We start from the raw sequence: 25,543 nt of genomic DNA, 5'->3' as shown, positions 1-25,543 counted from the left end.
TAGAATTATTATGAATTTTATAGTGTTTCTATGGTGAGGTCTATGTAATTCCGAATATATCAAGAGAATTTACATCTATAGATGGCCACAATAAGGGAGGGCACGACATTGTGGATATAATTGAAAACTCTATCGACCACATAATATCAACGCGATATAGATTCGCATTTAAATTGTTGTCGCATAATTTCCTATCCTGAAAATTTATAATACCTCTATCGAAAGTTGCATTTGATAGAATCTCCGAGGATAACAAAGATTCCATAACAGCATTCTCGACATTGTCACGTAAAATAATAGATGGGGAAAAAATAGAAGTGCAGAATATATCTTCTAGTCGACTAATCTCCTGATACATAGTTCTATTTTCACCACAAAATCCTTTTATGGCTACGCCTTGTTGAGACGTTATAGTTGATCCATCAATAGATATTTGCGTCGGGTAATCTGATTTAATAAGATCGTATATGTTGCTTGTGACTGTATCAGAATTCTGACCTAATTGGACTGGAACAGGATATGCCTTTTCAGCTACGACGATGCCAGCAAGACCATTTTGAAGAGCCGTCCCGGAAAATTCGACTTTATAAGATAGGTCGGTAATATTATTTACTGATAGTCCAAATGAATTATTGGTATCAAGAATTTTCCACTGTCGCCCATATCGTGTTTTGTTTTTTGTCTGACCTGGTTGTTGATTGACGGCTACCCAAGAAATTCCTGATGAAGACATCAAATCCTTTGATAATTCTACCTCTTGAGGCCATCCGCGACAAATTTTTATGTCTTCATTGATTGTTGAATTGAGTGTTCCACTGGAATTATCTGGATAAACATAGCTATTTATAGTGCTGCAAATTATATTTTCTATTTCAGAAACTGAAGACATTATGCTTGATCGCTTTTGGCTACTAAACGTAATCCGAATTCAGTTTCTTCAACAGTTAGTACATGATAGCAGTTTTGATCCATATCCTTAATTCTCAGCCCTTGATATAATGTGACATCAGGAATTTTGGGCATGAGTATTTCCCAATTACCGAGAGAAAGATCCGTTCCTAAACCGGTTGGTGAGCGTCCAGATGCAGATACCTCAAGCATTGACACTTGATAGTTAGATGCCACTTCAACATCTTCTTTCCAAACTGGGCCAGAAGGAGGACGGAGACCAATTGAATTGTTATCAGAAGAAAGATCTGATTCGTAAAAAGATATTGATTTATTAGTTTGTACTATAAGTAGGGGTTTCCATGGCTCGAATCGTGCTACAAAGTAAATATCTGTTGTAATGTTGTCTATGTTTTCGTCTGGCTGTGTTTCAAGATAATCGCCCACATTAATGCCAGTGGTATCAATTGAGGCAAATAAAAATTTATGTCCCCATATAGTCGGAGATACCCCAGTAAAGGATGCCGATGGATCTATGAGACACTTCAGGGTAGCTATTTTTTCTGAGGTTAGCGGCATCGATGAATTTTGTGGACGTGTTTGAATAACAGAAACCCCTACAATGGTTGCTGCCTTTTGAAATCCATATGCTGCTTTTTTCTGTAATTTATCTATATTCATTAGATAGACAATTTTATTAAAGAAGAATTGAATCCTGGACCGACATCAACGCCTATAAATTTAACAAGCTCCAGCCTTTGCTGTTTGAATAAATTTACTCTATCTTGAAATTCGTTTTTATTGTGAGTCCAAATCGCTGCTTTATCTGTATCTAAATTGTCAGCAGAAGTTGCTGGACCTTGCTCGAGAACAGATAATGTCGATAACATAGAGCGGATAACTTGTATTTCTTCTTGTGAAAAATTAGACAGTCTATACTCTAGCATTCCGTAATGAGAAAAATACAGCCAGCTACCCGAGATGTGACTATTTCCACGAACAGGATACCAGCAATAACGCCGTATATTGACTTTTTCTATTTCGCTCAAAACATCTTCTGACATAGATAAAACTTTCTAGAAAATGACCCAGAAATTTTCTGGGTCATTTTAATTATTTAAAGACTTTCAATAATGACGCCACGCTTCAGGTAGCTGTTCGTCGATGTTGGAATGATTGAAGGATTGACAGTCGCATCAGTTGGGAGTGCAAAGCCTCCAATCCAGTACCAGGATTGTGCAATAATCTGCTTCAGGCGATCCAAAGGTTCTCTAGTAATCATCATGATACCGTCGACATTTTCGACCAGAGCTCTGTCACTGTCGGGAATATCAACGGATCCATTATAATCGCCCTCAATTAGAGCGCCCTGGCCGCAAACAATTGCTCTATGAATAACGCCGCTACCAAGGGAAGCCTGCAGTGGAGCCTCCGTCGTAGGAATAAATCTTACTCCCAAAAGTTCCACGACAGAGCCAGAGCGATAAGCTTCACTGCCGTAAGCTCCACGATACAAATACTTAAAATCACCATCACGAAAGAGGCCGAGCATCTGCTGGTCATCGAGGTAACAGTGATAGGCGCCATCGATAGTGGGCACGTTATTCATACGCAGAGCAGCTACAGCAGCGAGGACAGTCTGAATGCCTAGCGTGTCGCCTGTGATGTAATTACTGGAACCGTAATTGCCTTCAGGTGCAACCAGTTGTGCTGTAGTCAGTCGGTTATTCGGACGCAGGACAAGTGGAGCTGTTGAAGCCACGACGGCATTTCCTTCTGCGCCATCGCTAACGGACACGGCAGTAGAGAATGTCAGCACACCCGATACGCCCAGAGGAGCTGTCGAAATATTAACAGAGTCATATGCGACGCTGATGAGGGTGTAGGCGTTGCTTCCCACCGTTACAGTCATCCCGGATGACTGAGCTACCGAAACTACCTGCCCGGTTGCGTTTAAAACTCTTTCAAAACCACGCACATCGTCGACAGAAACCTGTGTGCTGGAGGCGCTGATAGAGGTTGTTACCCGGGTATTGCCGCCCATGTAACCGCCGACACCACCAGACGGACCAGCGAAAAGGGTATTCCGTGCAATTCTATCAAGGGATTGAAGTGCCTGAATGCCATTGGTGTTTGCGTTCGCAAGGAACTGATCGCTGATCCCGACGCCTTCACTGACAACATTGAGATCAATGGTGTCACCGTACTGATTGATTGTCAGTGTATATTGTTCAACAGACCAGGTTGAAGGAGTCAGGCCATTGTCAAAATTGGTGTTTTGCGAAGGCGACATTGGAACGGTGACGGGGGCCTTCAAACCCTTGCGGGTTTTTGTGATGCTTTCACCAATTCTATTTGGAAAAATTTCTCTGTCAGCAATAGCGCGGAAAGCAATTCGAGACTGCAGGCCAGCAGAGAATTCGCGGGCAAGGTAGCCTTCCTGAATAATAGGCTGAAGCTGAGCGGGGAAGTTATCAATAGCCATTAAATTTTGACCTTAATTATAGCGACGAGAGTAAGAAGGCGCTACTCTTTTTAAAGAGCGTTTATATTCAGATTCCGACATATCTTTGACAGGCAGTGCTGCGTTGGCTTTTGCCTTGGGCGTAAGAGCGGAACGCGCCGTGCTGCTGATTTTTCCAGCCCGACTGGTGTCTGCAAAAAGAAAAGGTTTTTTCGATTTCAAATCAGCTATGGCTGTATCAATACCGATAATATTTCCATTTTCATCTAATGTAATTTCAGATGAGTCTAAAAGCGGAAGGCAGTCTAGATCAATAAGCCCGGATGAAATGGCCTGTGATTTGATCTCGGAATCTATCTTGATTTTGGAAATTTCTTGTGCCTGCTTTTCTGCCATTGCCGCTGTTTCAGTCCTTAAATTGAGTAACTCTTCTTCAACAGACAGTGCATAGGCTTTGGATGCGGCAAGATCAGCCTGAACCTGAGCCAGCTGATTTGAAAACGCATTTGCTACACTATCAGCTGCTGACCGGGGGGGATTGGATGCTCCATCTGATGCATTGTTATCTTTGTTTTCAGATGATCCAGAATTTACTTCCATTTATTCTCCGCAGCGATATTGATTTTCTTTTCTTAAGATAATTCATTATCGTTCAATATTTTCTTTATTTCTTCAGCGACATGCTGAACATGCGTCGCAGGCTGCATCATTCTTACTGCGGTGTCCATTGACACGACGCCGGAAGATTTTGCTGACTGCACCGCATTGGCTATAGTCTGCATGTCTCCAAAGGTTGGTTCAAACCATGCAGGCCAAACCAGTGAAATATTTTTTGCCTGGAGTTCGCCATAGTTGTGTCCGGCAATCTGTACATCTGGAAATTTTTGAGTAATCAGAGTAATCAAATTAATAACTGAAACCAGTCCACAATCGCCGTAGGATCTACGTAGACGGCCAACCAGCCATGTCAAACCGAGACACATGAGTTCCATGGCCCGTCCTGATTGTGCAGCACTGACACGGTCTCCATGCGCACGGTTTCCATGCATTGCTTCCAATGCCAGGGAGCGCAAGGCCTGCCACATATTGAGAGCTGCTGCGGCCCCAGTGCCATTAATTTCAAGAAGTTTTGCATCGCTGCCTTGCGGCAAGGCAATCGCATGCGAGGCATCTTTTGTAAATGAAGAGGTTAAACCATTTGAGATTTGATATTCATCAACTGAAAGTACCATCGTTGGGTCAGAGGAATAACGTAGTCCTCTCACTGTTTGTGAAAGAAGGTAATCAGCATCAATCATGGCATCAATACCGGCACTAAAAGTGCATTTTCCATCAGGAGCGTTAGGATCTGCAGACGGAAGATTCTTGATCCAGACGATAGGTATGACTCCTAAACCATGTTGTGTGCAGCGCACTTCATCACGAATAAGCTGTGTATTCTTATCTGCACTGTAGTCGACAGGAATTGGATCGTACCAGATAGTTTCAAATTCAGTAAAATCTCTTGTGAACCAATAATTTCCATCAGGAAATTCGCCAAACCCGGCTTTTTTTAATCCATCAGCATCAACAATATACTGCTCTCTCACATAAACAAGTTTTCTGGGATCGAGAAGTGAGAAGGTTGGCTCAAGAAAACAGGTTCGTTTTAATTCAACTACAAGCTCATTTTCTATCGCCTGAACCAGAATCGCAACCGACCCTACAGATCCCATAACTGCAGCCTGCTCCATAAGAGAGGGCAGGTTGAGATCGAAGCAAATTTTTCGTATTTTTGCTTCGATCTCGCAGTCTTCATTATCATCGTCTTTTTGAACGTGGATGGAAGGCCAGTGAGATGCACTGAAAAGTAAGGAAACAGTATCATCCATTACAACATTGCATAAATGTGTTCTGACGGAAGGACGTCGTTTATTTATCGGGATATATGAACCATCGCCACCACACGTCTTGAAGAAAGGGTATCGAATATGGTCATACAGGCTTCCATCAAGAACTTTTTCCAGAGCAAGAAGATTTCTTGTTCTATTCGAGTATTGTGATGGAAAATTCATACTTTTTTTTAATTCGTGCCAGTCCACTTTATTTCCTATCGATCAAGAATTTTGTTGGAATTTATATCAAGTGTATTTTCAGAGAATCTGAAGTATAAATAATAGCCACTTGCATCTACGAGATGGTCATACCCCTGTTTTTTATCTGGTTCAGAGGTCCCTGTTATGAAAGCATATCTCTCGTAACTTTCTATACTTTTTGTGCATTTCGGGGAAACAAAAGCCCTTCGTTGTTTTAATGAATTCTCAAACATGGAATTCATGAAATTGAGTCTGTCGCGTACTCGTGGCGATTGTTTTCTTGTTTTGACATTTATTCCATATGACAGCAGTATGGATATATCTGTTTTACCCGAAGCTGACGTTTTTCGCGCTTGTCCTGCAGGGTCTGGATAGACTGTTATATGTTGTGCAGAGTATTTTCCTGACCCAGAAAAATCCCTTTCCTTTTTGCCATATCGGTTCAGAATTTCTTTTGAAATTTCATCAGTGTTGGACGTCTGTATAATTATTTCGTCTATTTGTGTAGTAATTGTTATGCCATTCTCATCAACTTCTTCTTGCCAGACAGTTGCGGACATCGGGTTTATGTTGAAATCCATCCCTATATGAACAGATTTGGTCTCATCATATGTGGCATTTTTGATGGAGTATTTTCTTGAGAATGCATATAGGCAACGGCCGCAGAAAGTTTCAAATGAAGCTTCATATTCCTGGCGATATATACGAAGATCGAGGCTGTTCTTGGCATTCTTGATTTCTTCAGCTGAGACGTTTCCTCCATCCAGTGTTGTGTAAGAACAGGACCACCAACCATTTTCATGCGTCTCACCATGCTGACCTTTCAAATAAAGATCATAAAAATGATCTTTGCCTTTAGGTGTGCCAATGAAGAGGGCATGTCCTTCGCATGTTGAAAGCATTGGACGAATAACTTCAGTCCATGCTTCAGGCGGGGTGTCTGCCCATTCGTCACCTAAAAAAAAAACAAGCCACTCCCACGTAATGCATCATAATTTTCTAATCCCACGATGCGTATCGTATGGCCGTATGGCCCAACTTCAAGAGAAAGTTCTGATTCCCTGGGTGGGCGCATAAGCCATTTTTTAGGAATGGTGGCTTTCAGTTTTGGCCAGAATATTTTTTTTGCCTGTTTGTATGTGGGTGCAGCATACCAGATTTCATTATCGGGGCTGATATTTCTCACGACTGTATTTTTTAGTGCTCGTCGAATCTCTTCAGCAGCTTCAAATGTTTTTCCAAATCTTCTGCCGCAGGCGGCGACGCGAAAGCGAGCATGTTTTTTCCAACCTTCCCGATATATACTCATCTGGGGAGATGTTAGCGATATTCTCTCTTCATTCTTCATGAGAATTTGTATTTTTAGTAATACTTTCCTTAGGAGGAGGGTCAGAAATTATTTCATCCCTGAGGCGGGCCGTTTTGTCTTCCGGTGGCGTGTGTATGGTATTTGAAAGGTCTGCCTTTTCTGCGCGAGCCAGACGACTGGAATGATCTCTCAGAAGCGTTGTGATGAGACGTGTATCGGGGATTCTGTCGATGACTGGTTTTCCCCTTTCATCTATAACAATCTTTCCTTTTTCTGTTCGCCTTATTTTGGGAATTCCTCCAAAAGCGAGATCATGGACGGCAGCAGTCATTTCATCATGAAAGAAAGTGCGTGCTATTGTTAAACGCTGGCGTTCTTCTGGATTTTTCTTTAAATAGTAATATAAATCGCTAAGAGGACGATTGGCGAGCCTCATGCAGTTTGCACTGTTTCCTGTTTTTGATACGCAATCACAGATAGAAATAAATTCAGCCTTGGTCATAGGCTTTAGCTTTTTTTTCATTTAATTTTCGTTTAGATTGTAAGTATTTCTTTTGGCTGTTCTGTTTAATTTTATAGCGTTCCAGGAAATTGGATTGCCGGGAGCTAGAGGCTCCCATCCGGCTTCTTTTCGCCTTTCGCTGGCCTGCTTCATTGCGCCAGAAGACAATGCTATTTTAATGGATAATCTGTGGATATAGCTTCGGCTTGCACCAGTTATTTTTGCAATATTTCTTATGGAAAGGCCTTTTTTCTGAAGTTCTGAGATTTTATTGTATACTTCTTTACTGTAATCTTCGTCAAATTTTTTTGCCATTTAATTTTTCATTTTCTTATCGTTTAAACGCTAATTTTTTACGGCAGCACCAAGTGAATCTGTCCATGCTGATCCGTTCCACCACACAGGAATTCCTCTCTGGGCTGAGGTTGATGAACTTGAGTAGCAATCTGAACAGTAGCGTTGGTCACCAGCGTTTGTGTTTGTTGTGGGCAATGAACTGTAAGTGTTGTTAGGTGCGTTGATCGCGCCATTTGATTTCAGAGCGGCGTCAATAACAAATGTGCTTTTTGAAGGGCCGTTTACGCCCAGAACGTGCATGTTTCCATCAGTGCTGGCATAGAAATATCCGGCAAGAGCATTATTGCTATTCATTAAGATAAGTGATTTGCCATCATTAATAACAAGATTATCGTCGACTTCGGGAGTTCCTTGTCGGTTTACGGAAAAACCACAACCCGTGTAGCCGCACAGACTAATTCCATTTGGATAATTGACTGGATTAAACTCGAGATGTTCCTGGGTCGTTCCGTCCATGGAAAGCTGATGCACATCATTGTGTCCATCGACCTGCACGCCCATGCTTGTTGTAATATCGCTGTAGTCATTCTGGTTATTGGTGTCGTCGGCATTACGCGTATTCCAGATTGTCAGACGCATATTGTGCGAATAGGCGGGCCACGCTGTGTCTGCATCCCATCCGGGTCGATTGGATTGAGCAAAATCTGCAACGACCTTTTGGGAGCCTTTTCCATAAGCGGGACCACCATACCCGGCTGATGCAAAGGAGTGAGAGGCAACATTCATTGAATACCATTCACCCGAAAGGACGAGGGTGTTTGCGTTGCCTCCAGCCAGATTCATGTCATAACTGTCAGGACTGGGAGAGGTTGTGCCGCTATAAGCGACAGTAATTCCCTGCATATAGGCGGTTTCTCCGGAAGTATCGTCATTCCAGAGATCGTATTCAATACCTTCGCAACTGCGGACCTGATTGTTGATTTTACCGGTTGGATCATTGATGTCTCCCGGAGAAGCATGAGGCGTTGGACCGGGAAGGTAGCAGATTACATTATTATCAAATGCCTTGGTGTACACTCCAAACATGATTGCCGGATCACCAAAGTCTGACCATACCGTGTCCAGGGCAGGAGTGGTGCCATCCAGTGAAGTCGTCCCCGGCGTTTCTGTGGAGGTGTCAGTGCTTGGAAAATTCTGGGTCTGGTTAAAAATACGCCATCCATCTGTCAGGATGGTTACAACGAGCCCCGATGAATTTGTGTTATAACCCGTCAGTTCACCAACAAAAGTCGCATTTTTATAGCTGGCAGGATTTTCGCCAATTTCATTGGTCATCATCCGTGCATGATTGTGAGATTTAATCCAGTCGGACCACGCCTGAGGAAGAGGGTTTGCGAAAGTTGCTCCCCAGCTATAAAAAGTTGGAATATGCGTTAGACCGTCAGGTGCGGTGACGGCGCTTCCTGTCGTAGTAAAAACCGGTGAACTGGGGCCTGCGTAGGTATAACGGGCAACAGCGTCGTAATTATCGTAAGATGCTGCACCGCTGGCATAGCTGGGGCCGACACCGGCAATCGAACCACGCATGTTTTCCGACTGCATGAAAACACCTTCGACAATTCCCATATTTCCGCCGGAGTAAGGGATATTATGCACAAAGAGTGGAACGCCGTCGAATTCCTGAGATCCGCCCAGACGCAGATGAGTGGGCGGCATATAATCGTCCACCTGAGCAGTGCCGGATGTGTCGTATCCCATTGTCCAGCGATGATTGAAGGCAACTTTGGGATTGCCATACTGGGTGGCTGTCCCGGAGTTGGTGGTCCAGTTGAGCGGATTGTTCCAACCGACAGTAGAGTAATCACTGGCTGTGGAAGCCGTGGTGGAAACGGGCGAGGTGACGTTTCCTGTTGAATCCAGCACCGCCAGACCACCGGCCACACCCATCAGCGATTCCTGGATTGCGCCGACAGCAAGTGAATAAGCGGAACTTGCAGTCGACGTAGTGGATGCCAGAGAATTTGTATTTTTCTGTGTGGTGCTTGCAAGTTGTGAGAGAGTCTTGCCTGTGCCTGTTACAACAGCACTGCCATTGATCTGCGTGACCTGAAGAGTGCTGTCCGCGTAGGCGCTGGATGTGGCTGTTGTCAGGAGAAAAACAAACCAGGGCAGCGGGAAAAGGCAGTGATGCAGGCGCGAGTGTCCGCCTCGCAAAGCGTTAAAAATATTCGGATATGGGAATGTCATTTTATCTCGGCAGGTGAAGACAGAGTGCAATGAATAAATCTTGAGCACATGAAAATGTGTGAGGCTCGAATGCTCGGATATTAACGTGTCCCTACTTGTCGCGCTTCACCGGGACACACCGTCATTCCCCGGTTTTCTGCTCTTCGGGCTTTTCTCCACCGGCCAAAGCGGCTATCCGCGCCCTGAGCAAACAGTTCCGCCCCGCAACAAGAGGGGCATGAGACGCGGACGAGGTCACATGAGCGACGATGTTGATACACTCCGGCAGGACTGCCTCGCGGCCCTGGCTGAAGCCACCGACCAGCGTGCCTGGGATGCCATCCGTGTCTCGTTCCTCGGAAAGTCGGGCCGCCTGACAGGACTGCTCAAGCAGCTCGGACGCATGGACGCCGAAGAGCGTAAGGTGCGTGGCGCCCAGCTTAACCGTCTCCGTGACGAACTGACCCGCGCCATTGAGGACCGTGGCCGCCAGATCGAGGCCGCCGCACTGGACGCACGTCTCGCTGCCGAACGTGTCGATATCTCTGTGCCCGTCGTTGAAACCCCGCGCGGTGGCCTTCACCCGGTCAGTCAGGCCGTCGAGGAAATCACCGCGATCTTCGGCGCCATGGGCTTCACCGTCGCGGAAGGTCCGGACATCGAGACCGACTGGCACAATTTCTCTGCGCTCAACACGCCGGAACACCATGCCGCCCGCACCGACCACGACACGTTCTATCTGCCGCCAGAAGGCGATGGCCGGAACCGCGTCCTGCGCACCCAGACCTCAGGCGTGCAGATACGCACGATGCTGGGCCAGAAGCCGCCGATCCGCATCATCGCGCCGGGCCGCACCTACCGCGCCGACCACGACGCCACCCACTCACCGATGTTCCATCAGTGTGAAGGTCTGGTCATCGATCAGGGCATCACCCTCGGCCACCTGAAAGGCACGCTCATCGAGTTCCTGCGCGTATTCTTCGGCAAACCCGATCTGCCCGTGCGGTTCCGTGCTTCCTATTTCCCCTTCACCGAACCTTCGATGGAGGTCGATATCGGCTGGTCCCGCAAGACCGGTGAAATCGGGGGAGGGGAGGACTGGCTGGAGGTTCTCGGTTCCGGCATGGTCCACCCGCGCGTGCTGGCCAACTGCGGCCTGAACCCCGAGGAGTGGCAGGGCTTCGCCTTTGGCATGGGCGTCGAGCGCCTCTCCATGCTCAAGAACGGCATCCCCGATCTCCGCTCCTTCTATGAGAGCGATGTCCGCTGGCTCACCCATTACGGGACCGATCCGCTCGCGCCCGCCCTGCTGCACGAGGGAGTCTGATCCATGAAGTTCACGCTATCCTGGCTTCACGACCATCTGGAAACCTCCGCCACACTGGAGGAAATCTGCGCTGCCCTGAACCGCATCGGCCTTGAGGTCGAAGGCGTCGAGCAGCGTGGTGCCGCCGTCGCGCCGTTCCTCACGGCCCGCATCCTCTCCGCTGGTCAGCATCCGAACGCCGACCGCCTGCGTGTCTGCCGCGTCGATGCCGGTCCGGGCTTTAATGATGTGCAGGTCGTCTGTGGCGCACCGAACGCCCGTGAAGGCATCGCCGTCATCTTCGCGCCGCCGGGCACCTACGTTCCGGGTCTCGATATCACCATCAAGGCGGGGAAGATCCGTGGTGAGGCCAGCGGCGGTATGCTCTGCTCGCTTCGTGAACTCGGCCTGGGCGCGGAATCCGACGGCATCGCCGAATTGCCGGAAGACACGTTTCCCGGCCAGTCCTACGCCGACTTCGCAGGCCTCGACGACACCGTCATCGAAATCGCCATCACTCCGAACCGTGGCGACGCGCTGGCCGTGTATGGCATCGCCCGCGACCTCGCCGCCGCCGGTCTGGGCAAGCTGAAGCCGTTCCTCGCCGATACGGTCGATGGCACTTTCCCGTCACCGATCAAATGGGACGACACCTACACCGAAGCCTGTCCGTGGGTACTCGGACGCACCATCCGAGGCGTGAAGAACGGCCCCAGCCCGCAATGGCTACGTGACAAGCTGGAAGCCATCGGTCTGCGGTCGATTTCCACGCTGGTCGATATCACCAATCTGTTCACCATCGACCTCGGCCGTCCACTTCACGTCTTCGATGCCGCCCGCATCAAGGGCGATACGCTCACCGTCTGCCGTGGCGGCAACGAGACGATCCGCGCCCTCGACGGCAAGGACTACATCGTCACATCCGATGACTGCGTGATCGCTGATGGCGCTGGCGTTCAGTCCATCGCCGGCATCATGGGCGGCGAGGCGACCGAAGTCACGGACGCCACCACCGACGTGTTCGTTGAGTGCGCCCTGTTCGACCCGATCTGCATCGCTCTGACCGGCCGTCGCCTCGGCATCAATTCCGATGCCCGCTATCGTTTCGAGCGTGGCGTCGATCAGGCCATGCCCGTCATGGCGCTCGAAGCCGCAACCCGCATGATCATGGACCTGTGCGGTGGCGAAGCGAGTGAAGTCGTGTCCGCCGGTGCTCAACCGCACTGGCAGCGCCCGGCGAAGTTGCGCTTCAAGCGTGTCGCGTCCTTCGGTGGCCTTGATGTGCCTGCCGATGAGTGCGTGACCATCCTTGGCCATCTCGGCTTCGAGACCACAGCCCGCGACGAGCACAGCGTCACCGTTGCGGTTCCCTCATGGCGCAACGATGTGGCCCAGCCAGTTGTGCTCGATCCGTCTTCCGATATCCCGGCTGATCGTTGCATGGAGCTTGAAAACGCGGTCTCCCGCATCGAACCGGAATGCGATCTGATCGAGGAAATCCTCCGCATCAAGGGGCTGGATCAGGTCAAACCCGTGCCGCTGCCGACGCGTTCCGTAGTGCCCGGCACGGCACTGACGCCGGGACGCGCCCGTCTGGCTCGCGCCCGTCGTGTCATGACGGCACGCGGCCTGATGGAGACCATCGGCTTCTCCTTCATCGCGTATGACGAGGCCTGCAAGTTCGGTGATGCGCCGGAATCCCTGCGTCTGCTGAACCCTATCGCCGCTGACCTCGACCAGATGCGCCCGACGCCCGTGCCGAACCTGCTCGCCGCCGCCCGTCGCAATGCGGCCCGTGGCTGGCCTGATCTGGGGCTGTGCGAGATCGGTGCAGCTTTCAGCGCTGAAGGTCAGACGACAATTGCCGCCGGTCTTCGTGCCGGTCGCACACCTCGGCAGCCGGGTGTGACAGCGGCCCCCATGACCTTCGCTGCCGCCAAGGCTGATGCGCTCGACGTGCTGACCTCGCTTGGCGTGCCGATGGACGCCCTGACCGCTACACCCGATGCGCCCGGTTATTACCACCCGGGTCGTTCCGGCGTGCTGCGTCAGGGACCGAAGAACGTGCTGGCCCATTTCGGCGAGTTGCACCCGTCCATCCTTCAGGAAGCCGGGTTCGACTCACCGGTCGTGGCGTTCGAGGTGTTCCTCGACCGTATCCCCGAGCCCAAGCGCCGCAAGAAGTCTGCGCCTGATCTGTCGCCGTTCCAGCCGGTGAGACGTGATTTCGCGTTCCTTGCTGCCCATGATGTGCCGGTGGAGAGCATCCTTCGTGCCGCCAAAGGTGCCGAGCGCAACCTGATCACGGGCGTGTCGCTCTTCGACATCTACGAGGGCGACAAGCTGCCGGAAGGCCAGAAGTCGGTCGGCATCGAAATCGTCATCCAGCCGAAGGACGCCAGCCTGACGGACGCGCAGCTGGAAGCCGTATCGGAGAAGGTCATCGCCGCCGTCGCCAAGGCCACTGGCGCTACTCTGCGGTCGTAAGGGAGAAACTCCACATGACGTGGAACCGCCGTGGTGATATGAGCGCAGCATGACCTGCGATCAGCTCCCTTCTCCGGCTCTCCTGCCGCCGGGCTTCATCGACCTCCTCGCGGCGGATGCCCAGACGGAGGCCAATGGCACTCAGGCCCTTCTGTCTGTCTTTGCAAGCCACGGATATGAGCGGGTCGCACCGCCGCTGCTGGAGTTCGAGGACACGCTGCTTGGCGGGGCAGGGGCGGCGCTGGCCGATCAGGCTTTCCGCCTGATGGACCCCGATACACGCCGGATGATGGCGCTGCGTCCGGACATCACGCCGCAGATCGCCCGTATCGCGGCAACCCGTCTGCATGATGCACCACGCCCTCTCCGTCTTTCCTATGCAGGGCAGGCTGTTCTGGTGGGCAATGGCACCGCAGGACAGAATGAACGTCAGATCGGACAGGCCGGAATCGAGCTGATCGGTCCCGACAGCGCACAGGCCGACGCCGAGGTGGTGGCTATCGCTGCCGAGGCGCTGGCCCGTGTCGGCATCACCGACCTGTCCTTCGACCTCACCATGCCGCTGCTCGCGCCTTCGCTTATCGAGCAGGCAGGTCTTTCCGCCGCCACGGTCACCGCGCTGATGCATGCGCTTGATCGCAAGGACGCCGCCGCCGTTGCCGAGCATGGCGGCCCAATTGCCGACGTTCTGATCCGGTTGCTCAATGCCGCCGGTGAAGCGGATCAGGCTCTGGCTGCCCTGCAGGAAGTCGATCTGCCTGAAAAAACACGCGCCTTTAGTGACCGCCTGAGAGACTCCACAGCTGCTATCCGCGCTCGCGTGCCGGGCTGTCAGGTGACGGTCGATCCGGTCGAGTTCCGTGGCTGGAAATATCACACAGGTGTCTGTGTTTCAGTTTATGCGCTTGGGTCGTCGGAAGAACTTGGACGTGGTGGTCGTTATCTGTGCAACGATGACGAGCCAGCCTGCGGCCTGACCCTGCGTCCCAACGCTGTTTTTCGTGTGGCACCCCGCAGAGCACAGCCACAGCGGGTCTATCTGCCGTTCGGTACGGATGAAGCCGTTGGTCGTACGCTTCGTGACAAGGGGCACGTGACCGTTGCGGGTCTCGCTCCTGCCGGAAACGAAGAGGATGAGGCCCGTCGTCTCGCCTGTTCTTTCGTCAGCCGGGATGGCACGCTCGTTCCTGTCAACTGACAGTTCCTTTCCACGGGGGGCTATGGCCTCCTGCATATCTACCCTTCACCATCGGAGAAGCTGCGTCATGTCGAATGTCACCGTGATCGGGACCCAGTGGGGCGACGAGGGCAAAGGCAAGATCGTTGACTGGCTGGCCAGCCGCGCCGACGTCGTCGTTCGCTTTCAGGGCGGACACAATGCAGGCCACACGCTGGTCGTCGGCGATCAGGTCTACAAGCTGTCCCTGCTGCCGTCCGGTCTGGTGCGTGGCAAGATCGGCATTATTGGTAACGGCGTAGTCGTCGATCCGCAGGCGCTGCTGTCGGAAATCGCCCGGGTTGTGGCGCAGGGCCTGCCTGTTTCTCCGAAGACCCTGAAAATCGCTGAAAACGTGCCGCTGATCCTGCCCGTGCATGGTGCTCTCGACCGTGCCCGTGAAGCGGCGCGCGGTGACCGCAAGATCGGCACGACCGGTCGTGGCATCGGCCCGGCTTATGAAGACAAGGTCGCCCGTCGCGCTATTCGTCTGTGCGATCTCGCCGAGCCTGAAACGCTCGACTGGAAGCTCGACGAGCTGCTGCTGCACCACAACACCCTACTTGCCGGTCTCGGTGCTGAAACATTCGAGAAGGCCGATCTGCTGGCCTTCCTGAATGACATCGCTCCCAAGGTTCTGCCTTACATGGCGCCTGTTGCGGACCTGCTGGAAGCCGAGCGCAAGAACGGCAGTAAGATCCTGTTCGAGGGCGCGCAGGCCGTTATGCTGGACGTGGATCACGGCACCTATCCGTTCGTGACCAGCTCCAACACGGTGGCTTCCAACGCAGGCACAGGTTCCGGCATGGGACCGAACGCCGCTGGCTTCGTGCTCGGCATCGCCAAGGCCTACACCACCCGCGTCGGCGAAGGACCGTTCCCGAGCGAACTGTTTGACGAGACCGGTCGCGTGCTCGGTGAACGCGGCCATGAATTCGGCACGGTCACGGGTCGTCCGCGTCGCTGTGGCTGGTTCGATGCAGTGCTGGTGCGTCACGCAGCACAGGTCGGCGGCGTCAATGGTCTGGCTTTGACCAAACTGGACGTGCTCGACGGTCTGGATGAAATCCGGGTCTGCGTTGGCTACGATCTGGACGGCGAAACGATCAAGCGCTTCCCCGCAGGTCCGGCCGCCCAGAGCCGCGTCAAGCCGGTCTACGAGACGCTTGAAGGCTGGAAAGAATCCACGAAGGGCGCGCGTAGCTGGGCCGATCTGCCAGCGCAGGCTGTCAAATATGTCCGCCGCATCGAGGAACTGGTCGAAGCTCCTGTGACGCTGTTGTCCACCAGCCCGGAACGTGACGACACCATTCTGGTCCGCGACCCGTTCGATTCCTGAGAGAATCGTTCTCTTTTATAAGAGTCCGTTAAGAGCTGCCCGCTACCCTTTGCGCATTATGGAAAGCGTAAAGGGTGAGCATGGCCGAGGCGGACGAAGTCGGGCAAACTGAAACAGACGACGGTCGGAGCCTTACGATCGACGGTCGCTATGTTATTGATCTCGACCAGAAGCTCCCTGATTTCGTCAATTGTCCTGCCTATCACGTCAAGGATACGGTCTCCCCGACAGCCGAACTCCTTGCCCTGGCGCCAGCGGCTCTCCTGCCACCGCACGCCGGTGCGGCCGTCATCGCCAAGATACGTGCGCCCAATCTGCTGCCGGTCAGGTCATTCAGCGATGCGACCGGTTCGCTTTGGATCCTGTGTGATGCGCCTTCCGGCAATCCGCTGAGCGAGGGCGGTACATGGACGGAAACTTCCGTTCTTGAGCGCGTCATCGTGCCGATTGCGAGCATCCTGCACGCCTATAACGAGGCTGGTGTCACGCACCGCGCCATCCGTCCTGACAATGTGTTCGATTCAGGTGGCCGCAGCGCTGTATGCCTCGGCCCGGCCATCACGGCCCCACCAGCCTATTTCCAGCCGGACCGGTTTGAACCGCTGACATCAGCCCTCTGTGAGCCTGCCGGGCGTGGCAGCGGCAGCATAGTGGATGATATCTTTGCTCTTGGAGCCCTTGCGGCATGGCTGCTGGGCGGCTGTACGCCCTATCGGGATGACGTGCCGGGTGGTCTTCTTGAAGAACGCTTCCAGAAAGGCAGTTTTGCAGTGCTGGCGGGGCACCTGCCGCTTTCGCAGGATGTAGCGCCTCTACTGGCGGCCATGCTGTCGGATGATCCGGCTGCCAGACCCTCGCCGAGAGATCTGCTGCATGCGGCGGACCACAAAGGGTATGTCGTCCGGCGTTCCTCTGTTGCGACAGCCCCGATCATGCTGGGAGCCGTCCGGATCAAGACAGCCCGCGCGCTGGCCTGGTATGCTGCACGGTACAGGAAAGAATTCGCCAGCCTTCTGGTCAGAGGCGTTATCGAGCGGTGGATGTCCTACGAGCTGGGGATGCCTCAGGCGGCAGCCAGACTGGCTCTCCTGGCTCGGGATGCAACTCTGGCTGAAGACGGCACACTCGCTTCTTCCGCAACACTTATGGAAATCATCTCCGTTATCGATCCAGCCATGCCTTTATGCTGGGGGGAGATATGGTTCTGGCCGGATGCTATCGGTCAACTGCTGACAACCGCGCTGGCTGGAAAAAGCACGGCTTCCGTTGATCCCACGACGGCTGTTTTCGAACTTATCCGCACCGGTCGTCTTGATAAGTTTGCGCTCGTTACGACGGTTCCTGCGCAGGCCGCAGCCTGCGCAGTGGTCCAGAAAGCAGCCAGGCAGGTTTCTATCGAAAACCTGTCAGACCTCGACAGATTGCCTTATGTCCTCAACCCTTATCTCCCCTGCCTGTCGCCCCGTTGCCAGAACGATCGTCTGATAGCGACATGGGCTCTTCTGCAATGGCTTAATGCTGGAGAGGATACGGAGATCTCCGGGACGACTGCGCTGCTCGACCGGCAGATGACAACCTTCATGGCGATTGCTGCTTTGAGAAGTCGTCTTGTGGAGACTTTCAGCGATCTGGCGATATCGAAAAACAGCTGGGCGCTGGATCTGGCATTTCTTGCGAAACTGCAACACCTTTATATGACCGGACCACTGAAAGGCATCGGTCGCAAGCTGTTGCCGCATCTGACGCCGGAACTGAAGCGCTGGCGCAGTCGTAGTACAAGAACTGCTCGCGGAGAACAGCTTGCTGTTGCCGCAGGCGAAGGCGATCTGGGCCTCATGCAGAAAATTCTTGCTGATCCGCAGGCCCTGCGACGCGATCAGGCTGCTTATAACGCTGCGCGCAAACTGGAGAGTAAGCTCAAAGCAGAGAGCGCGCGGCTCGATCATCAGGATACAGACGTGCCCTTGCCCATGAGGAACGAAATGATTCGTCTGGCTACAGCCGTTGGTGTGGTCTGCGCCATCGGTTCTCTTTGTGCGGAGATTGTGTTGTGACGGCCTCTGCAGCCAAGGGGCAACGTGGCTCCCTGACAAAATGGATCAATGGTCTTGCCTGTGGTGCCGCTCTGGCATGGCTTCCCGGATATTCCCTGCTGATCGGGGTCCTGTTGATCCCGCTGATTGCTGTCTGCCTTCTGGACAACAATCGGGGAGAGGTGATGGCCAGAATGATGATGCCTTATGCCTTTGCCGCTCTCGTGCATCCGTTTCATATGTTGTGGAACGCGGACGGATCGATGGACGCTGCCGTCATGCTGTTGATGAATCCCATGACCAGCGTTGTCGGCTGGTGTGCGGCTGGAGGCGGCTGGTTTGTGTTTGAGGTGGCAATTCTGGGAGTGAAACTGACCCGTCAGTTTCAGGTTCGCCAGCGTAAGGCCACCATCGCGAAAGAGTTGGCGACGCTGGCGGAAGAATGGGATGAACAGGCGGCTGAAAGGTCGTAAACTTGATACCCAGATCGTCTGGCTGGTGAAAACCTCGTATCCATCAGGCGAGCGATCTCTACGCAATCATTTCAGCTAGCGACGCGGGCACTCAAATCAGTGGAATAGGGCTTTCCACTCGTAGGTTCTGGGGCCGAGACTAATGCCAGACCTGACAAGAAACTCAGGCGATAGCGCTTTCCCGACTTTTACAGTCAGTCATAGAGCATAGTCCTTAGGGGAGTTTCTTCTGCTCAGGAAGCACTTGTTTGACACTGTCTTTGATCGGCAAGAAGACAATAATAATGAAGGCAGTGTCGTCTGACTGCTCCCGGAGCGTCTCTGGAAAATACTATTGCCATCAACATAGCCATCAAGCATGAAAGCCAGAAACTTTCCTTTTGAAGGCAACGAGAAAGGAAAAAGGTCGGTCAACAAAGGGTGGGAATGTGAAAAGAATACGAGGTCTCGAAGGAATTCGGGGACTATTGGCTCTTGCTGTCGCATATCAGCACACATTCGGTATCATGATAGGCTGGCAATCCGGACGCTCACTGATTACGAACGCGCCTTTTGCTGTCGATGTTTTCTTCGCCCTATCCGCCTATGTTCTCATAAAATCCTATGACGAGAAATTTTCCCGCGTGAATATCCGGGAAAGTATCAATTTTTACTGGTCCCGTTTTCTCCGGTTGTACCCGCTCCATTTTGTCATGTTGTCTGTCGTGGTGGGTATTTTCTACGGAATGGTACACGGTATCCCATCCTATTTCAGTAACAATGTAAAACGTGACCTGATCAGCAATTATCTGATGACCCAGTCTCTCGTCACGTCTGAGTCCTTTTCGATCAATCTGCCTTCCTGGTCCATTTCTCTGGAGTTCTATCTGGGGTCACTGGTCGTGCTGCTGGCGGTGTTCTGTCGCCCATTATTCTATGCTGTATTTGCGTTTTTTCTGTTTATTGCAGAGCAGCACGGATTTCGTGTTGCAGGGAATAATGATCCGGTATTCCACGGTATAAGCGCCGGAATGTTTCGGCTTTTACTGAGCATGGGCATTATGGTTCTCGTCATGGACGTCGTAAAACGCCTGCCAGTCAGAGAGAGTGTTGCTGAAGCCCTCTGTGCATTCGGCGTTTTCACGATTGCTGTCTCAACCATCTGTCTTCCGCCACCATTTCACCCGGTACCGATCTATCTGGTCTCGGTGCTGTTTGCCGCTGTTGCCATAGCGTTCATGGATAAAGCCGCTTTTGTCGACAAGGTCATGGGAAACCCGGTCTTCTTCCTGCTGGGAAAGCTGTCCTACAGTATTTATCTGGTGCATTTCCCGGTCTGCATGTTTCTGGTGTACCTGTTCCACATCGACCTGTCCTATGACGCAGGCAACTGGATCGTGCATTTCTCCATTCTGGTGTCGTGTCTGACGTACGAATTTGTAGAAAAGCCCTTTATTCTCATGGGGCGAAAAGTCCGTCTTTTCGGCAAGGGCAGGCCAGAAAAGTAGGTGCCAAGTATGAGATCGTGGCAATCTCCGGATACTGTTCAGAAAGCAGCATTCACCGTCCGGAACGCATCGGCATCTAGCACAGATATTTGAGTTAATGGGTTGTCGGCATCAATAAAGTTGTAGTGCCTGTAAAGGATACACGACAAACTTTCTGCCTTCAGGATATCGGTAGAGCATCCTGACATCGCTCTAGCGCAAATGCGCCAACGTTAGCACTCTTCGAAAAAATCGCTTCAGTAAAGATTGTATAAGGTGTTTCCTCTCCACATTCTCCGGAGAGGAAACACCTTTAGTAGCAGAAATCAGCCAGTCTCAACGGGTCTGCTGGATAGCCGAAAGTAGCCAGCTCCCGCCTGCGGCCGGACGCACAAACGTCCAGAGTTCCGTCACCGTCACCGGATCGGCGGAGCTGCCGCTGACCACGCGGCCCATCATGTCCGTCGTCAGATCAATCAGGCTGTAACGCAGCGCCACTGTGGCATAGTCATAGCCATTTTCCGACCAAGCTTCAGACAGATCGCCCTGAAGAAAACGGACGTCGGACACCACATTCCGTTCGCCACGGCTCGCCAGTCCCGCCAACTCCTGATTGAAGTAGCTGACCATTTCCGGGGTCGCCATACCCTGCAAAGCCGGAATGTTCTGCTGGCTCCATGCGGCCTGCACATTCAGAAGAAGCTGCTGGAAAGCCTGATAATCCTGTGGTCCGATCTGAACAGTGCGCTGATTACCCTGAGCAGGCTGTCGAACACTGCCTGTAGGGACAAAACCACCGTTACCACCGGATGCGCTGCCACCCTGTCTGCGCATGAAGAGACCGAATAGCCAGCGCACGAGGAAAATACCCAGAGCAATCTGGATCAGCAGTCCGATAAACCCGAAGAAGCCATGCACACCGCCCATCAGGCCATGACCTGACATCAGACCAAACAGGCCTGCTCCCAGCAAACCACCAGCAAACCCGGTCAGAAACGGATGGCGCGACGGAGGACGCATCATGCCGTTATTGTAGGCCGGTGCGCCGTATGTGTTGCGTCCGTAGGCTGGAGCCTGCTGCTGTGGGGCGATGGACCGCTCCATCGGTGCCGCGCCGTAGGGCGAAGTCCGGGTTGGTGCCGGTGCGGACCATGTCCGGCTGCCGCGGCTTCCCATGGAGCCGCCATTGCCCGGCCGCGCATCCGCAATGCCTGCGAATGACGCGAGGGAAAGCGCAAGAACTACCGCTGTCGTCAGAACGGGGCGAGTCTTCATGAGGGTCAGGGGTCAGTCTCCGGTAAGTCATGGGTGGGTAGCGCGTGAGAAAGTCAGCGATACCCGATGTAAACGATTGAGATCTGTCTCAGTTTCCAGCGATGCTCATGGCGTCGATACGGATTGTTGGTGCGTCGGAACCAAACCGGAAAGAGAGATCGTCCGCCACTTGTAGCCGTCCAAACATGTCCAGAAGATTGCCGGCAACTGTGAATTCCGCAATCGGTTCAGCCAGTTGTCCGTTGCGGATCATGAAGCCGGACGCACCGCGACTGTAATCGCCGGTCAGACCGTTGATCGACGACCCCATCATCTCGGTGACATACACACCTTCCGCAATATCCGCGATCAGTTCGGCAGGCGACACGGAACCGGGCGCAAAATACAGGTTGGAAACGCCGGGAGACGGAGGCGAGGATGTGCCCCGACTTGCCCGCCCATTGGTGGTGAGACCAAGCTGACGCGCACTGCGGCAGTCGAGCAGCCAATGCTGCAATACACCGTCCGCGATGAGTTCGAGAGGCTCGCACGCCACGCCCTCACCATCGAAAGGCTTGGAGCGCAGACCACGCTTTCTGTGCGGGTCATCCAGAACCCGGATGCCGGGTGCGAAAACTCGCTGCCCCATTTTCTCTTTCAGGAACGAGGTGCCGCGTGCAATCGCAGCACCATTGATCGCTCCTGTCAGATGCCCGAGCAGTCCATTGGACACACGCGGCGCATAGACCACCGGCATGGTGCCGGTGCGGGGCTGCGTGGGATTGAGCCTCGCCACCGCATTGCGACCGGCCTTTTCGCCAATCACCGCAGGATCTTCCAGATCGGACAGATAGACCGTGGAATGGAAATCCCAGTCCCGCTGCATGCCCGTGCCCTGACCGGCGAGCGCACTCATGGATACGGAGTTGCGTGTGCGTTCATAATAACCGGCAACGCCCGCCGAGCTTGCCAGTGCGACAAGGCTGCGGCCCCATGTGGCGCTGGCCCCCGCGGAATTCGTCACGCCTTTAACGGCATGCCCCGCTTCCTCCGTGGTGCGCGCCCGAGCCAGAAGTTCTTCAGCCGTCGGCTCGGTCGTATCCACGAGATCGAGATCGTTCTCGGTCAGGCGACCAATCAGCGGAATACCTTCAGGCAGGCCCGCATACCCATCTTCCGGCAGAACATGCGCCATCGCCAGCGCCTGATCGACCAGCCCGTCGAAACGATTTCTGTCCAGCGTCGAGGTCGAGATAATGGCGGAACGCTTGCCGACAAAAACCCGCAGGCCAAGATCGGTCGTCTCGGAGCGTTCCAGTTCGTCCGTTACGCCATTTCTGACGCTGACACCGAGCGACGTGCTGCCGACACAGATTGCATCCGCCGCATCGGCCCCTTTCTTCCGGGCCAGTTCGGCAAGCTCGCAGGCAAGATCGAGAGGAGTCAGAGTAGGCGTAGAGTCTGTCATGCAGCCAGTCGTCCTTGCAGGGTGTCGAGCGTCATCACGCCGTCAATCGGGCCGATGGAGGCCAGTGTCGGCTGGCCACTGAAAATCTTTGCAGCCACTCGGCAGATATCAGCAGGCGTCACTGCATCAATCTTGGCGACCGTTTCCGCAATCGGGATTAGGCGGCCAAAGATCTGAAGCTGACGCGCGATCTGTTCGCAGCGGCTGCCGGTGCTTTCCAGCGACATGAGCAGCGAGGACTTGAGCTGCGCCCGGGCGCGGGACAGTTCGTCCATACCGACCGACTGCTGCACCTTCTGAAGTTCCGCCAGCGTCACTGGAATCAGCTCACGGGCTTCTTCGCCACCCGTTCCCGCGTAAATCCCGAACAGGCCACCATCAAGGAACGGCGTGGTGAAGGAGTAGACCGAATAGACCAGTCCACGCTTCTCACGGATTTCCTGAAACAGCCGCGACGACATCCCGCCGCCGAGCAGCGTCGAGAGCAGCAGCGCCGCGTGATAATCCGGGCCACCATAACGGATGCTCGGGAAGCCCAGCAGGATGTGCGCCTGATCCAGTTCCTTGGGGAGACGGAATTCGCCACCTGTATAACGGCCGGGCATACGATCCGGGACGGCTTCCGTCGGCAGATCGGCGAAGTGACGGCTGACCCGCTCCACCACATCATCATGGTGCAGGTTGCCGGCTGCCGCGACGACCATGTTCTGTGTCGTGTAATGCGTCCGCATGTAGGACATCAGCGTCTCACGACTCATCTCACGGATCAGCCCTTCCGGACCAAGCGTCGGCATGCCCATAGGCTGGCCGGTGAACGCCGTTTCCTGAAAATGATCGAAGATGATGTCGTCCGGCGTGTCGTTCGCCTGACCGATCTCCTGAAGAATTACGCCACGCTCACGCTCGACTTCTTCCGGCAGGAAGGTCGAATGCGTCAGGATGTCGCCAATGATATCGACCCCAAGCGGCAGGTCTTCCTTGAGCAGCTTGACGTAGTAGGCCGTCTGCTCGCGGGCCGTGTAGGCGTTGATGTGGCCGCCAACATTCTCGATCTCTTCGGCAATCCGGGCTGCCGAGCGGGTGGCCGTTCCCTTGAACGCCATATGTTCGAGAAAGTGGGAAACACCGTTCTCTTCGGGGCGCTCATTGCGCGTGCCGGTGGCGACATAGGCGCCAAATGACACGGTTTCGACGCGGTCCATGCGTTCTGTGACGACCGTCAGGCCGGAGGGAAGGCGTGTCTGCTGGATGGGATCGGTCATGAGCGTCCTGAAAGGGGAGTGGCGGGAAGTCGCCACTCCTGAGATGGAAATCAGTGGCTGTTGGACAGCACGGCTGATCTTACGGCGTCTTCAACGGTTCCAAGGGCGTTGTCCACCACGCGGAAACGCTCCTCGCGGTCGAACAGATCGGCCAGTGCGGGAGGAAGCGCCGGGGTAATGCCCGTGGCAGCCCGCATCGCATCCGGGAACTTCGCCGGATGTGCGGTCGCCATGGCCACCATCGGGACACCGGGTTCACGGAACTTGCGTCCGGCTGTGATGCCGATGACGGTGTGGGGGTCAGCAAGATACTGGCTGTTCTGATGCACGGAACGAATCTGGGCTTCCGTCTCTTCGTCATCAAGGGCGAGACCCGAGAAAAGCGTGTGAATCGACTCCCACACCTTCTCCGGCACATCCATCTTTCCGGTCGAACGGAAACCGGTCATCAGTCTGGCGCAGGCTTCGGCGTCACGGCCCAGGAACTCGAACAGCAGTCGCTCGAAGTTTGACGACACCTGAATGTCCATCGACGGTGACAGGCTGGGCACAACCTGACGGGCAGACATGTCATTGCTGTTGAGGAAGCGGGTCAGAATGTCGTTGCGGTTCGAGCCAACGCAGAGATGCTTGATGGGCAGCCCCATCTGCTTCGCAACCCACGCCGCCAGCACGTTGCCGAAGTTGCCTGTGGGAACGGCAAATGAAACTTCCCGATCGGGTGCGCCAAGCGCCAGCGCGGAATAGACATAATAGGGAATCTGCGCCGCGATACGCGCCCAGTTGATCGAGTTGACCGCAGACAGCTTCATGTCCTGACGGAACGGCGCATCGGCGAACATCGCCTTCACCATATCCTGACAGTCATCGAACGTGCCCTTGAGGGCGAGGTTGGTGATGTTGCTGTCCAACACCGTCGTCATCTGGCGACGCTGCACATCGGAGGTGCGCCCTTCCGGGTGCAGGATCACAACCGTCAGACGGTCACGGCCACGGCAGGCCTCGATCGCAGCGGAGCCGGTGTCGCCGGAGGTCGCGCCGACAATGGTGACGCGCTCATCACGCTCGGTCAGAACATGGTCGAACAGGCGTCCGAGAAGCTGAAGCGCCATGTCCTTGAAGGCCAGCGTCGGACCGTGGAACAGTTCCTGCACATACAGGCCGTCCTCGATCTGGGTCAGAGGCACGATGGCGGCATGATCGAACTGCGAATAGGCGTCCTTGCAGAAGCCCAGCAGCGTGTCGTGGTCGATCGACCCGGCGGTAAAGGGCGCAATGATTTTCGCCGCCAGTTCCGGATAGGGGAGCGCCCGCATGGCGCGCCACTCATCAGCGGAAAACTGGGGCCATGATTCCGGCATGTAAAGCCCGCCATCCTCGGCGAGCCCGGCCAGCAGGATATCGGAGAAGGAGTGGACCGGGGCCTTGCCACGGGTGGAGACGTATTTCATGCGCTTTCTATAACCGGTCTGGAGCGA

General features: G+C 53.7%; 22 protein-coding genes. 7 read left to right on the top strand and 15 right to left on the bottom strand.

The genetic code is table 11. The annotated features are described in order from the left end of the window. Positions 1 to 40 precede the first annotated feature (40 nt). The 11 genes from B3759_RS12345 to B3759_RS12295 are packed head-to-tail and all read right to left on the bottom strand — an operon-like array spanning position 41 to position 9,782. Entirely contained in the window at positions 41 to 889 is an 849-nt protein-coding gene (locus B3759_RS12345; protein ID WP_291366179.1) for a hypothetical protein, read from the bottom strand. Continuing rightward, complete coding sequence (locus B3759_RS12340; RefSeq protein WP_291366178.1) at positions 889 to 1,569, bottom strand: hypothetical protein; 681 nt, start codon at positions 1,567 to 1,569, stop codon at positions 889 to 891. Before B3759_RS12340 ends, B3759_RS12345 begins: the two co-directional genes overlap by 1 nt. Then, positions 1,569 to 1,952: a hypothetical protein gene (locus B3759_RS12335; RefSeq protein WP_291366177.1), complete on the bottom strand. Its 384-nt coding sequence runs from the start codon at positions 1,950 to 1,952 to the stop codon at positions 1,569 to 1,571. Before B3759_RS12335 ends, B3759_RS12340 begins: the two co-directional genes overlap by 1 nt. 53 nt (positions 1,953 to 2,005) lie before the next feature. Beyond that, on the bottom strand, positions 2,006 to 3,373 hold the full coding sequence (locus tag B3759_RS12330; RefSeq protein ID WP_291366176.1) for a DUF4043 domain-containing protein: 1,368 nt from the start codon (positions 3,371 to 3,373) through the stop codon (positions 2,006 to 2,008). Between the two features lie 12 nt (positions 3,374 to 3,385). Continuing rightward, positions 3,386 to 3,952: a phage scaffolding protein gene (locus B3759_RS12325; RefSeq protein ID WP_291366175.1), complete on the bottom strand. Its 567-nt coding sequence runs from the start codon at positions 3,950 to 3,952 to the stop codon at positions 3,386 to 3,388. Positions 3,953 to 3,984: 32 nt separating this feature from the next. Beyond that, positions 3,985 to 5,433 (bottom strand): phage portal protein, encoded by a 1,449-nt coding sequence (locus B3759_RS12320; RefSeq protein WP_291366174.1) that lies wholly within the window; start codon positions 5,431 to 5,433, stop codon positions 3,985 to 3,987. A gap of 8 nt (positions 5,434 to 5,441) precedes the next feature. Next, positions 5,442 to 6,329, bottom strand: a complete 888-nt coding sequence (locus B3759_RS12315) for a hypothetical protein (RefSeq protein WP_291366173.1) — start codon at positions 6,327 to 6,329, stop codon at positions 5,442 to 5,444. A gap of 53 nt (positions 6,330 to 6,382) precedes the next feature. Beyond that, a complete protein-coding gene (locus B3759_RS12310) occupies positions 6,383 to 6,775 on the bottom strand; it encodes a Terminase-like domain protein (RefSeq protein WP_291366172.1) in 393 nt (130 codons plus the stop codon). Further along, the gene (locus B3759_RS12305; protein WP_291366171.1) at positions 6,765 to 7,259 is read right to left on the bottom strand and encodes a hypothetical protein; all 495 of its coding nucleotides are present in this window, start codon (positions 7,257 to 7,259) and stop codon (positions 6,765 to 6,767) included. The genes B3759_RS12310 and B3759_RS12305 overlap by 11 nt, the downstream gene beginning before the upstream one ends. Continuing rightward, on the bottom strand, positions 7,260 to 7,553 hold the full coding sequence (locus tag B3759_RS12300; protein WP_291366170.1) for a hypothetical protein: 294 nt from the start codon (positions 7,551 to 7,553) through the stop codon (positions 7,260 to 7,262). A 30-nt stretch (positions 7,554 to 7,583) separates the two neighbouring features. Beyond that, a complete protein-coding gene (locus B3759_RS12295; protein WP_291366169.1) occupies positions 7,584 to 9,782 on the bottom strand; it encodes a hypothetical protein in 2,199 nt (732 codons plus the stop codon). A gap of 238 nt (positions 9,783 to 10,020) precedes the next feature. Here B3759_RS12295 and pheS point away from each other — a divergent pair, with 238 nt between their 5' ends. From pheS to B3759_RS12260, 7 genes are all read left to right on the top strand, one after another. Beyond that, entirely contained in the window at positions 10,021 to 11,088 is a 1,068-nt protein-coding gene (gene pheS, locus B3759_RS12290; RefSeq protein ID WP_291366222.1) for a phenylalanine--tRNA ligase subunit alpha, read from the top strand. Positions 11,089 to 11,091: 3 nt separating this feature from the next. Further along, on the top strand, positions 11,092 to 13,554 hold the full coding sequence (gene pheT, locus B3759_RS12285) for a phenylalanine--tRNA ligase subunit beta (RefSeq protein WP_291366168.1): 2,463 nt from the start codon (positions 11,092 to 11,094) through the stop codon (positions 13,552 to 13,554). A 49-nt stretch (positions 13,555 to 13,603) separates the two neighbouring features. Then, positions 13,604 to 14,752 carry an ATP phosphoribosyltransferase regulatory subunit gene (locus B3759_RS12280; protein ID WP_291366167.1) on the top strand — a complete coding sequence of 383 codons (1,149 nt, stop codon included), beginning with the start codon at positions 13,604 to 13,606 and terminating at the stop codon, positions 14,750 to 14,752. A gap of 67 nt (positions 14,753 to 14,819) precedes the next feature. Continuing rightward, entirely contained in the window at positions 14,820 to 16,109 is a 1,290-nt protein-coding gene (locus B3759_RS12275; protein ID WP_010668402.1) for an adenylosuccinate synthase, read from the top strand. 74 nt (positions 16,110 to 16,183) lie between these two features. Beyond that, the gene (locus B3759_RS12270; RefSeq protein WP_291366166.1) at positions 16,184 to 18,163 is read left to right on the top strand and encodes a hypothetical protein; all 1,980 of its coding nucleotides are present in this window, start codon (positions 16,184 to 16,186) and stop codon (positions 18,161 to 18,163) included. After that, complete coding sequence (locus B3759_RS12265; protein ID WP_291366165.1) at positions 18,160 to 18,615, top strand: hypothetical protein; 456 nt, start codon at positions 18,160 to 18,162, stop codon at positions 18,613 to 18,615. Before B3759_RS12270 ends, B3759_RS12265 begins: the two co-directional genes overlap by 4 nt. Before the next feature lie 428 nt (positions 18,616 to 19,043). Beyond that, a complete protein-coding gene (locus B3759_RS12260) occupies positions 19,044 to 20,102 on the top strand; it encodes an acyltransferase family protein (protein ID WP_291366164.1) in 1,059 nt (352 codons plus the stop codon). A 315-nt stretch (positions 20,103 to 20,417) separates the two neighbouring features. Here the strand turns inward: B3759_RS12260 and B3759_RS12255 are convergent, their stop codons facing one another. The 4 genes from B3759_RS12255 to thrC all read right to left on the bottom strand — a co-directional run bounded on the left by B3759_RS12255 (position 20,418) and on the right by thrC (position 25,516). Next, positions 20,418 to 21,356, bottom strand: coding sequence for a Tim44 domain-containing protein (locus tag B3759_RS12255; protein ID WP_291366163.1), 939 nt, complete (start codon positions 21,354 to 21,356; stop codon positions 20,418 to 20,420). Between the two features lie 88 nt (positions 21,357 to 21,444). Continuing rightward, positions 21,445 to 22,803, bottom strand: coding sequence for a TldD/PmbA family protein (locus B3759_RS12250; RefSeq protein WP_291366162.1), 1,359 nt, complete (start codon positions 22,801 to 22,803; stop codon positions 21,445 to 21,447). Next, positions 22,800 to 24,065, bottom strand: coding sequence for a M16 family metallopeptidase (locus tag B3759_RS12245; RefSeq protein ID WP_291366161.1), 1,266 nt, complete (start codon positions 24,063 to 24,065; stop codon positions 22,800 to 22,802). Before B3759_RS12245 ends, B3759_RS12250 begins: the two co-directional genes overlap by 4 nt. A gap of 50 nt (positions 24,066 to 24,115) precedes the next feature. After that, complete coding sequence (gene thrC / locus B3759_RS12240) at positions 24,116 to 25,516, bottom strand: threonine synthase (RefSeq protein ID WP_010667256.1); 1,401 nt, start codon at positions 25,514 to 25,516, stop codon at positions 24,116 to 24,118. Positions 25,517 to 25,543: the final 27 nt, after the last annotated feature.

The organism is Acetobacter sp. UBA5411, assembly GCF_002409645.1.
In the GTDB taxonomy this organism is placed as follows: Bacteria; Pseudomonadota; Alphaproteobacteria; order Acetobacterales; family Acetobacteraceae; genus Acetobacter.
The sequence above is the reverse complement of the archived record's forward strand: the minus strand, read 5'-3'. Positions and strand labels throughout refer to the sequence as shown.